At 37.8% G+C, this 2553-nt stretch carries 3 protein-coding genes; all 3 read right to left on the reverse strand.

The window, feature by feature from the left end; all coding sequences use genetic code 11:
- Positions 1–50: 50 nt before the first annotated feature.
- Positions 51–1451 carry an alanine/glycine:cation symporter family protein gene (locus AC06OU_RS00660; RefSeq protein WP_475853421.1) on the reverse strand — a complete coding sequence of 467 codons (1401 nt, stop codon included), beginning with the start codon at positions 1449–1451 and terminating at the stop codon, positions 51–53.
- 276 nt (positions 1452–1727) lie between these two features.
- Positions 1728–2087 (reverse strand): DUF779 domain-containing protein, encoded by a 360-nt coding sequence (locus tag AC06OU_RS00665; RefSeq protein WP_169360772.1) that lies wholly within the window; start codon positions 2085–2087, stop codon positions 1728–1730.
- 23 nt (positions 2088–2110) lie between these two features.
- Positions 2111–2553, reverse strand: a 443-nt coding sequence (locus AC06OU_RS00670) for an aldehyde dehydrogenase family protein (RefSeq protein ID WP_475853424.1), incomplete at its 5' end; no start/stop codon positions are given.

Consider the following 2553-nt stretch of genomic DNA (forward strand, 5'->3'; position numbering starts at 1 on the left):
CTGAAGATGCAGGCTCTTTCTGATGCTTATCCTCGTTTGAAGGGATTATTTCAGTTAGTTAGCCAACTTGAGGATGAAGAGGAAGTCGTACTTGTTGATGCAAATACAGGATCTAAACCTTTTTTACGTTGTGATACATAATCATTAATAACACGTTTAGCAATCTTCCAAAGCATTAAAATAGCTAAAAGGTTAATGATTGCCATTACAGCCATAAAGAGATCCGCTAAATCCCAAACTAACTGAACCTTTGCTACAGAACCAAACATAACGAAAGCCACTACTAGTATACGGAAAATAAGCAGCATAGTTTTAGATTCCTTGATAAAACCGATGTTCGTTTCCCCGTAATAGTAATTGCCTATTACTGAGCTAAAGGCAAACATGAATATAGCTATAGCTAAAAACGTACCTGCCCAGCCACCTAAATTATCAACTAAAGAAACTTGTGTCAAGTTTACCGAAGCAGCTTCCGAGTTAAGGTAAGCATCGCTCATTAGAACTATTGCAGCTGTAGATGTACAAACAATGATTGTATCGATAAATACACCGAGTGTTTGAATAAGCCCTTGTTTTACAGGGTGAGTTACTGACGCAGTAGCAGCTGCGTTTGGCGCAGAACCCATACCAGCTTCATTTGAGAATAACCCTCGTTTAATCCCATTCATGATAGCAGCTCCGACCATACCAGCAAAAGCCTCTTCGAAACCAAAAGCAGATTTGAATATAAGGATGAATACATTTGGTAGCTCACTGATATTCAAAAATACTACAAGGAGAGCAACTGCAATATATGCTATTGCCATAACTGGTACTAAAATTTGCGTAACGCTAACTATACGTTTAAGACCACCAAAAACTATGACAGCAGTAATTATAGATAAAATAATGCCAACTACTACTCGGCTTGATCCGAAGCTTTCTTCAAATGCAATAGTAATTGTATTAGCTTGGACCGCGTTAAACACAAACCCATAGGTAAGGGAAATAACAACTGCAAAAAGAATTCCCATCCACCGCTTGTTTAAGCCTTTTTCCATGTAATAGGCTGGACCACCGCGATACATTCTACCATCTTTAACTTTATATACTTGGGCTAAAGTGCTTTCAATTAATGAAGATGCTCCGCCGATAATAGCAATCATCCACATCCAAAAAATAGCTCCAGGACCACCAAGTGCAATAGCGGTTGCAACCCCAGCAATGTTACCAGTCCCTATGCGAGAGGCAGCGGATATCGTAAATGCCTGAAAGGAGGAAACTCCTTTTTTTCCTGTACTATCGATCGTGGCTTTTTCCGAAACAACACGGAACATTTCTGGTATTAATCTAATCTGAATAAATCTAGTTTTTATTGTAAAAAACAATCCCACTCCTACTAAGAGTACGATCAGGATGTAGGAATATAAAGCATTATTCACATCCTGTAACATACTTTCAAACAAATCCATTATTAATTCCTCCTAAAAATCGGTAACGCTTATTATGTAATCTTCATATATAGATTGCTTTTCGCTATTCTATAACACGTCACAAGAAGTGAAATGTGCTGGATAAATAAATAGAGCTGGTTTATAAAAACCAACTCTTTATTTACTGACTGAAATATTACAATTACTAATAATTTTATAACAAAAAAATCAAAGAGGAAAGCGTAAATATATTATATGTGCAGGAGATATAAAAAAATATGGATAAAAAGATAGCTCTTTTTATCCATAAATTAGTTAAAGAGGAGATAGCTCTGCTCTTTCCTTATCTGTAAATACACGAGAATGAATATGAAATGAAATTCCTTCTGTACTTTCAAGAGAAAAGGCAGCTCCCATGCCATCAACAACATCTAATATTAGCTGTGTATGCTGCCAATAAGTATAGTGGGACTGATGCATATAATATGGTGCATTTCCAACAGTACCAAGAAGCAAGTCACGACTTCCTATATAGAAGTCACCTTGCTTATAGCACATTGGAGCAGAACCATCGCAGCAGCCAGCAGACTGTACGAACATAATTGCCCCATGCTTTGCCTCAAGCTCTTGAATTAGATCAAGAGCTTTATCCGTTGCTACGATGCGTTCTACCATTCTGTCATCTCATTTCTAACTTCTTAGAAGAAGCCCATTGCAGATTTATTGTAGCTTACTAACATACATTTTGTTTGTTGGTAATGCTCAAGCATCATTAAGTGGTTTTCGCGACCGATACCTGATTGTTTGTAACCGCCAAATGCAGCATGTGCTGGGTATTGGTGATATGTGTTTGTCCAAACACGACCTGCTTGGATTGCACGACCTGCACGGTAAGCAGTGTCAATGTTACGAGACCAAACACCAGCTCCTAAACCAAACTCAGAATCGTTAGCAATTTCCATTGCTTCGTCAAAGTCTTTGAATGTTGTAACAGAAAGTACTGGTCCAAAGATTTCTTCTTGGAAAATACGCATTTTGTTGTCGCCTTTAAATACTGTAGGAGCAATATAGTAACCGCCTTCGTGGTCACCTTCTAATTTGTTTTGAGTTCCACCGATTAACAATTCAGCGCCTTCTTCTT

Source organism: Psychrobacillus sp., from assembly GCF_056205495.1.